This is a genomic window from Streptomyces sp. yr375 (genome assembly GCF_900110755.1).
Taxonomy (GTDB): Bacteria; Actinomycetota; Actinomycetes; order Streptomycetales; family Streptomycetaceae; genus Streptomyces.
This window is the reverse complement of record NZ_FOFF01000092.1, coordinates 1-7,998: the sequence shown is the minus strand read 5'-3', so window position 1 is coordinate 7,998 and position 7,998 is coordinate 1. Positions and strand designations below refer to the sequence as shown.

Genomic DNA, 7,998 nt, shown 5'->3' with positions numbered 1-7,998 from the left:
CACCGAGACCGAACCAGACGCCCGAACTCTCCCGCAGCAATACCCACACCATGCCTGATCAGCGGAAACTCAACGACCACATCCGGAAAGACAACGGCTTCTAACCCCACACCCCACACCACACCCCCACCCCAACAACCCACGCCCGACACCAGATCGAACAGGCCAAGGCGGCCGGGCCGGGGCAGGCCAGCCCGAGCCAGGCCTAGCCGCGCCAGGCCGGACAGGGCCAAGCCGAGCCGGACCAGATTGGGCCGGGCGGGGCCGAGCCTGACCAGACCAGACCAGCCCCAGATCAGCTCAGCCCCAGCCCCAGTCCCAGCCCCAGCCCCAGCCCCAGCTCAGTCCCGCTCCCCCTCCCGGTCTCCCCCGCCGCGCAGCCCGGCCAACGCATCGGCCGTCACCGGCGATATCGCGCCCTCCTCCGTGACGATCGCCGTCACCAGCTCGGGCGGTGTCACGTCGAAGGCCGGGTTGTACGCCTGGGTCCCCAAGGGGGCCACCGGAATCCCTCCTCCCGCTCCCGTCACCGGTGTCTGGGCCGCCATGACCTCCGTGACCTCGTACCCGGGACGCTGCTCCACCTCGATCGACGCCCTGTCCGGGGTCTGCGCGTCCACCGTCGTCACCGGCGCCACCACGATGAACGGCACATGGTGGTAGCGCGCGAGCACCGCGAGCGGATAACTCCCCACCTTGTTCGCCACCGACCCGTCGGCCGCGATCCGGTCCGCGCCGATCAGCACCGCGTCCACCTCGCCCGCCGCGAACAGCGAACCCGCCGCGCTGTCCGTCAGCAGCGTGTACGCCATGCCGTTGCGCCCCGCCTCGTACGCCGTGAGACGGGCGCCCTGCAGCAGCGGCCGCGTCTCGTCCACCCACAGCCGGCGCAGCCGCCCCGCCCGGTGCGCGGCGAGCGCCACCGCGAACGCCGTCCCCTCCCCGCCCGACACCAGCGAACCGGTGTTGCAGTGCGTGAGGACCCGGTGCCCGCCGCCGGGCAGCAGCTCGTCGAGGAGCGCCAGCCCGTGCCCGGCCATCCGGGCGCTGGCCTCGGCGTCCTCCCGGTGCAGTTGCCGCGCGGCGGCCAGCGCCGCCCGCGCGCCCTGCCCCGGATCGCCGCCCCGGGCGGCTCCCGCCCGGTACGCGGACCGGGCCCGCCGCACGCCGACGGACAGGTTCACCGCGGTGGGCCGGGCCCCGGCCAGCGCGTTCGCGGCCTCGTCCACGTCGAACCCGCGCGCGGCGGCGAGCGCGACGCCGTACGCCCCGGCGATCCCGAGCAGCGGCGCTCCCCGCACGGCCAGCGAGCGGATCGCCTCCACCAGCACGGACGCGTCCGTACACACCAGTTCGACTTCCTCGGCCGGCAGTCTCGTCTGGTCGAGAACGACCAGTACGGGACCTTCGGGCAGCTCCTCCCAACGGATCGCCGGTGTCTGGGTCGACCGCCTGTCCTCGCCGGGGCGCGCGTACTGATCAGCCATGCGGTGAGTCTGCCCACTATCCGGCGGACCATGGAGGGCAGGCAGCCACGGATACGCCCAGGAACACGGCCCCTGATACGGCCCCGGATACGGCCGGGGCCGCCGCCGGGGACACGGCCGGCGCTGCGGCCAGGCGTCCCGCACCTACCGCGGCCGGTCCCCCGACCAGGCCCCCATGGCACGATGGCTCCCAACCTGCCGCCGCGCCCGCGGACGGGCACCGTGAAGGAGCGACGATGAACGACACTCCGGGCTGGGCCTCGCCCGGATCCGCCCCGTCCGACGGACAGGAGCCCGGCGCGTCCCACCCCGCCGAGCCCGCCGACCGGCCCACCGGCCCGCAGCCCGCGGACCAGCCGGGCGCGAACCCACAGAGCCCCGGCACGAAGTGGTCCAAGGAACAGCCGCCCCCCGGCCAGTGGTCCGCCCCCACCGGCCCCCAGAACCCCGGCCAGACCCCACCGCCCGGCCCGGGCTGGAGCACCCACCCGCCCGCCGGACCGGGTGCCGGCCACCCCGGCGGCCCCGCAGGCCCCACCGGAAACGGGGGCTACGGCAGACAGGCCGGACCAAGCGGCTACGGCGGCTACGGCGCTCCCGGCGGCTGGGGTGCCGGCTGGGGCGGCCCCCCGCCCGCCGCGAAGCCCGGCGTGATCCCGCTGCGCCCACTCGGCGTGGGCGAGATCCTCGACGGCGCCGTCGCCACCATGCGCACCTACTGGCGCACGGTCCTGGGCATCTCGCTGACCGTCGCGGTCGTCACCCAGGTCTGCGTCGTCCTGTTGCAGGGCCTGGTCCTCGACGGCGTCACGAACACGGCCGCGCTCGGTGACCCGAGCGCCACCACCGACGAGCAGCTCAACGCCATGAGTGACGCCCTGCGCGCCTCCGGCCCCGTCCTGCTCATCACGCTCCTCGGCACCATCACGGCGACCGCCCTGCTCACGGCCGTCACCTCCCGCGCGGTGCTCGGCAAACCGGTCACCCTCAGGGAGGCCTGGCGCGACGCCCGCCCCCAGGTGCCCAGACTGTTCGGTCTGATCTTCCTGGTGCTGCTCATCACCGCGGGCGCCGCCTTCGCGTGCCTGCTGCCGGGCGCTCTCGTGAACGCCGCCGGAAGCACCGCCGGGGGCGACGCGCTAACGGCCTTCGGCGTCCTCGGCTCGCTCGTCCTCGTACTGTGGCTGCTGGTCCGCTTCTCCCTCGCCTCGCCCGCGCTGATGTTGGAGAAGCAGGGCATCAAGAAGGCGCTCGGCCGTTCCGCGAAACTCACCCGCGGCTCCTGGTGGCGCGTCCTCGGCATCGAACTGCTCGCCCTGATCATCTCGAACATCATCGCGATGATCGTCGTCGTCCCCTTCGTCTTCGTCGGCGCCACCCTCACCGACGGCGGTGTCGGCGGCGTGGTCGAGACGGGCGGCGACTTCGGCTGGGCCTACCTGATCGTCAGCGGCGTCGGCTCGGTCATCGGCTCCATGGTCACCTTCCCGATCGTGGCGGGCGTCTTCGTACTGCTCTACATCGACCAGCGGATCCGCCGCGAGGCCCTCGACCTCGACCTGGCCCGCGCCGCAGGCCTCCAGGACTACGGCTCCCCCGCTCCCGGCACGACGACCCCGGGGAGCTGATGCGGTGAGCCCGGCGGGGGCAGTTCTCACACCGGCACCGCTCCCGGGCGGCCTGCCCGCACAGGCACCGCCCGGGATCCCCAAGGTGCCCGGCATCACCGAAGCACTCACCGGCGCGCCCCCGGCGCCCCTCTCCCACGCCGCCGAAAAAGCCGCGACAGCCCTACTGCGAGCGACCGGCGACGGCACCACGCCGTCCCTGCCCCAGTCCCTGCCCCAGTCCCTGACCCGGCCCCTGACGCAGTCCCTGACCCAGTCCTGGAACCGGTCCCTGACCCAGGCCCTGGCCCGCTCGGGCGACGCACCGCCGCTGACCGTCCCCCGTGATCCCGCGCGGGAGGCCGCCCGCCGCGAACTGTCCAAGGACCTGTACCACCAGAACGACCCCAGCCTCTTCCAGCGCGCCCTGGACACCCTCTGGGACTGGATCGGCGACCTGTTCGACACCGCCTCGACCGCCACCCCCGGCGGCACACTAGGCCTCCTGGTCGTCGTCCTCACCGTCGCGGCCGTCGTAGGCGCCCTGTGGTGGCGCCTGGGCACCCCACGCCGCCAACCCTCCTCCACCGCCGCTCTGTTCGACGACCGCCCCCGCAGCACCGCCGAACACCGCGCGGCCGCCGAGGCGCACGCCGCCCAGGGCCACTGGAACCAGGCCGTCCAGGAACGCATGCGCGCCATCGTCCGCGCCCTGGAGGAACGCGCCCTCCTCGACGCCCGCCCCGGCCGTACCGCCGACGAAGCCGCCGCCGACGCCGGCCGCACCCTGCCCGCGCACACCGACCGACTGCGCACCGCCGCCCGCGACTTCGACGACGTGACATACGGCGGCCGCCGCGCGACCGAGCAGTCGTACAGCCGCATCGCCGCACTCGACCTGGACCTCGAACACACCAAGCCCCACCTCACGACGGCGAACACCCCCCACACAGCGGCCCACCCCACCCACCAGGGAGCCGCCAAATGACAACCGAGACCAAGCCCCCCACCACCTCCACCTCCACTTCCACCGCGGCCCCCACCACAGCCACCTCCACCGCGTCCTCCACATCCACCGCCCCGCACCTGTGGACCCGCGCGCGAGGACTCACCCTCGCCCTCGTCCTGCTCCTCGCGGGCGCCGTCGCACTCGCCGCGCTCCAGTCCGACGCCCGCCACGGCGCCCTCGACCCGCGCTCCGCCGACCCCTACGGCAGCCGCGCCGTCGCAGAACTCCTCGCCGACCGAGGCGTGTCCACCCGCGTGGCCGCCACCCTGTCCGAAGCCCGCACCGCGGCAGGCCCCGACACCACCCTCCTGGTCGCCACCCCCGACCTCCTGACGGAACGTCAACAAAGGGAGCTGCACGCGGCGATCGCCGGCTCCGGAGCCCGCACCGTCCTCGTCGCCCCCGGCAGCCCGTCCGTGGGCACCCTCGCCCCCGGCGTGACCGCCGACCCGGCCAACAGCCGCGACTCCACGCTCTCCCCCGACTGCGCCCTGCCCGCCGCCCGCACCGCCGGCACCGCACAGACCGGCGGCATCCGCTACACCACCCACCACCTCGACGCCGACGAGTGCTACCCCAGCCGCCGCCTGGCCACCCTGCTGCGCGTCCCGGACACCACCGGCGACGGCGACACCGTCGTCCTCGGCGCGCCCGACATCCTCTACAACAACCGTCTCGACCAGCAGGGCAACGCCTCGCTCGCCCTCCAACTCCTCGGCTCCCGCACCCATCTGGTCTGGTACCTCCCCTCGCTCTCCGACACCACCGCCGCCACCCCGGACGACGAGAAAAGCTTCCTCGACCTGCTCCCCTCCGGCTGGCTCTGGGGCACCCTCCAGCTCTTCGTCGCGGCAGCCCTCGCCGCCCTCTGGCGGGCCCGCCGCCTCGGCCCGCTCGTGCCCGAAAAACTCCCCGTGGCGATCCGCGCCTCCGAAACCGTCGAGGGCCGCGCCCGCCTCTACCGCAAGGCCGGCGCCCGCGACCGCGCGGCCGCCGCTCTTCGCTCCACCACCCGCACCCGCCTCGCCCCTCTCCTGGGCGTCCCCGTCACCCAGGCGCACACGCCCGAGGCCCTGCTCCCCGCCCTGTCCGCCCACCTCCACGGCGACGGACAGCCCCTGCACGCCCTCCTCTTCGGCCCGCCGCCCGGCGACGACGCGGCCCTGATCGCCCTCGCCGACCAACTCGACGCCCTCGAAAGAGAGGTACGCCGTCCATGATGGACCCGACCACTGACAACGCCGGGAACACCGGGGATCCGGGCCGGGCCCGAGCCGCCCTGGAAGCCCTGCGCGCCGAGATCGCCAAGGCCGTGGTCGGCCAGGACCCCGCCGTGACCGGCCTCGTCGTCGCCCTCCTGTGCCGCGGACACGTGCTCCTCGAAGGAGTCCCCGGAGTCGCCAAGACCCTGCTCGTCCGCGCCCTCGCCGCCACCCTCGAACTCGACACCAAACGCGTCCAGTTCACCCCCGACCTCATGCCGAGCGACATCACCGGCTCCCTCGTCTACGACGCCCGCACCGCCGAGTTCTCCTTCCAGCCCGGCCCGGTCTTCACCCACCTCCTCCTCGCCGACGAGATCAACCGCACCCCGCCGAAGACCCAGTCCGCCCTCCTCGAAGCCATGGAGGAACGCCAGGTCACCGTCGACGGCACCCCGCGCCCCCTCCCCGACCCGTTCCTGGTCGCGGCGACCCAGAATCCCGTCGAGTACGAGGGCACCTACCCCCTCCCCGAAGCCCAACTGGACCGCTTCCTCCTCAAACTGACGATCCCTCTGCCCTTCCGCCAGGAGGAGATCGACGTCCTCACCCGCCACGCCGGAGGCTTCGACCCGCGCGACCTGCACGCCGCCGGCATACGCCCCGTCGCAGGCCCGGCCGACCTCGAAGCCGCCCGCGCGGCCGTCGCCAAGACAACCGTCTCCCCCGAGATCACGGCCTACGTCGTCGACATCTGCCGCGCCACCCGCGAGTCCCCGTCCCTCACCCTGGGCGTCTCCCCGCGCGGCGCGACCGCCCTCCTGGCCACAGCACGCGCGTGGGCATGGCTCACCGGCCGCGACTACGTCATCCCCGACGACGTCAAAGCCCTCGCCCTCCCCACCCTCCGCCACCGCGTCCAACTCCGCCCGGAGGCCGAGATGGAAGGCGTCACCGCCGACTCCGTCATCACCGCGATCCTCACCCACGTCCCCGTCCCCCGCTGATGGCCCTCACCGGACGCACCGCACTCCTCGCGGCCCTCGGCTCCCTCCCCGTCGGCATCTGGGACCCGAGCTGGACCGGCATCCTCGCCGTCAACGCCCCCCTGGCCGTCGCCTGCGCCTGCGACTTCGCCCTGGCCGCCCCCGTACGCCGACTGGGCCTGACCCGCTCCGGCGACACCACCGCCCGCCTCGGCGACCCGGCGGACATCACCCTCACGATCACCAACCCGTCCCGCCGCCCCCTGCGCGCCCACCTCCGCGACGCCTGGCCCCCCAGCAGTTGGCAACCAGGAACAGAAACAACAGCCTCTCGCCACCGCCTGACAGTCCCGCCCGGCGAACGCCGCCGCATCACCACCCGCCTACGCCCCACCCGCCGCGGCGACCACCAGACCGACCTCGTCACCATCCGCTCCTACGGCCCCCTCGGCCTCTTCTCCCGCCAAGGCACCCACAAGATCCCCTGGACGGTCCGCGTCCTCCCCCCGTTCACCAGCCGCAAGCATCTCCCGTCGAAACTGGCCCGCCTGCGCGAACTCGACGGCCGCACCAGCGTCGTCACCCGCGGCGAGGGCACAGAATTCGACAGCCTGCGCGCATACGTTCCCGGCGACGACACCCGCTCCATCGACTGGCGCGCCACAGCCCGCCACTCCACGGTCGCGGTCCGCACCTGGCGCCCCGAACGCGACCGGCACATCCTCCTGGTCCTCGACACGGGCCGCACCTCGGCAGGCCGCGTCGACGACGCCCCCCGCCTGGACGCCTCCCTGGACGCGGCACTCCTCCTCGCCGCCCTGGCATCCCGCGCCGGCGACCGAGTCGACCTCCTCGCCTACGGCCGCCGCGTACGCGCCCTGGTCCAGGGCCGAACGGCACGCGACGTCCTCCCGTCCCTGGTCAACGCCATGGCCACCCTCGAACCCGAGCTGGTCGAGACGGACGCCCGCGGCCTCACCTCCGCAGTGCTCCGCACGGCCCCCCGCCGCTCCCTCGTCGTCCTGATGACCACACTCGACGCCGCCCCGGTCGAGGAGGGCCTCCTCCCCGTCCTCCGCCGGCTCACCCAACGCCATACGGTCCTGGTGGCCTCGGTCGCCGACCCGCACATCGCCCGCATGACGACCTCCCGCGGCACCACCGACGCCGTCTACGAGGCCGCAGCCGCCGCCCAGGCCCAAGCCGAACGCCACCGCACAGCCGAACAACTCCGCCGGCACGGCGTCACCGTCGTCGACGCGACACCGAACGAACTCGCCCCGGCACTGGCAGACGCCTACCTGGCCCTAAAAGCAGCAGGCCGCCTCTGACATCCAACAAAAAATGGGCTCTCCCGAGGGAGAGCCCATAAAAACAATCGTGAACGCAGAAAACCCCCGCACCATAAGGTGCGGGGGTCTCCCGGAATGATTGTTCGGCGGTGTCCTACTCTCCCACAGGGTCCCCCCTGCAGTACCATCGGCGCTGTAAGGCTTAGCTTCCGGGTTCGGAATGTAACCGGGCGTTTCCCTCACGCTATGACCACCGAAACACTATGAAACTGTTCAGCCGCACCACACCCTGTGGCCCAGGGATATGGGGCTGTTCGTGGTTTCAGAACCAACACAGTGGACGCGAGCAACTGAGGACAAGCCCTCGGCCTATTAGTACCAGTCAGCTTCACCCATTACTGGGCTTCCACATCCG

The 7,998-nt window shown here is 73.1% G+C and carries 6 protein-coding genes and 1 rRNA gene; 5 read left to right on the top strand and 2 right to left on the bottom strand.

What is annotated here, in order from left to right; genetic code table 11:
* Positions 1 to 341 precede the first annotated feature (341 nt).
* On the bottom strand, positions 342 to 1,487 hold the full coding sequence (gene mtnA, locus BMZ82_RS38660; RefSeq protein WP_093782061.1) for an S-methyl-5-thioribose-1-phosphate isomerase: 1,146 nt from the start codon (positions 1,485 to 1,487) through the stop codon (positions 342 to 344).
* A gap of 236 nt (positions 1,488 to 1,723) precedes the next feature.
* Between mtnA and BMZ82_RS38655 the strand changes: the two genes are divergently transcribed.
* The 5 genes from BMZ82_RS38655 (at position 1,724) to BMZ82_RS38635 (ending at position 7,622) form a co-directional block, all read left to right on the top strand.
* Positions 1,724 to 3,115 (top strand): glycerophosphoryl diester phosphodiesterase membrane domain-containing protein, encoded by a 1,392-nt coding sequence (locus BMZ82_RS38655; RefSeq protein WP_093782060.1) that lies wholly within the window; start codon positions 1,724 to 1,726, stop codon positions 3,113 to 3,115.
* 247 nt (positions 3,116 to 3,362) lie between these two features.
* Complete coding sequence (locus tag BMZ82_RS38650; RefSeq protein ID WP_256252352.1) at positions 3,363 to 4,082, top strand: DUF4129 domain-containing protein; 720 nt, start codon at positions 3,363 to 3,365, stop codon at positions 4,080 to 4,082.
* Complete coding sequence (locus tag BMZ82_RS38645; protein ID WP_093782059.1) at positions 4,079 to 5,323, top strand: DUF4350 domain-containing protein; 1,245 nt, start codon at positions 4,079 to 4,081, stop codon at positions 5,321 to 5,323. Before BMZ82_RS38650 ends, BMZ82_RS38645 begins: the two co-directional genes overlap by 4 nt.
* Positions 5,323 to 6,312, top strand: coding sequence for an AAA family ATPase (locus BMZ82_RS38640; RefSeq protein WP_093782058.1), 990 nt, complete (start codon positions 5,323 to 5,325; stop codon positions 6,310 to 6,312). The genes BMZ82_RS38645 and BMZ82_RS38640 overlap by 1 nt, the downstream gene beginning before the upstream one ends.
* Entirely contained in the window at positions 6,312 to 7,622 is a 1,311-nt protein-coding gene (locus BMZ82_RS38635) for a DUF58 domain-containing protein (protein WP_093782057.1), read from the top strand. Before BMZ82_RS38640 ends, BMZ82_RS38635 begins: the two co-directional genes overlap by 1 nt.
* Positions 7,623 to 7,724: 102 nt before the next feature.
* Here BMZ82_RS38635 and rrf read toward each other — a convergent pair.
* A 5S ribosomal RNA gene (rrf, locus tag BMZ82_RS38630) occupies positions 7,725 to 7,841 on the bottom strand.
* Between the last annotated feature and the right edge of the window lie 157 nt (positions 7,842 to 7,998).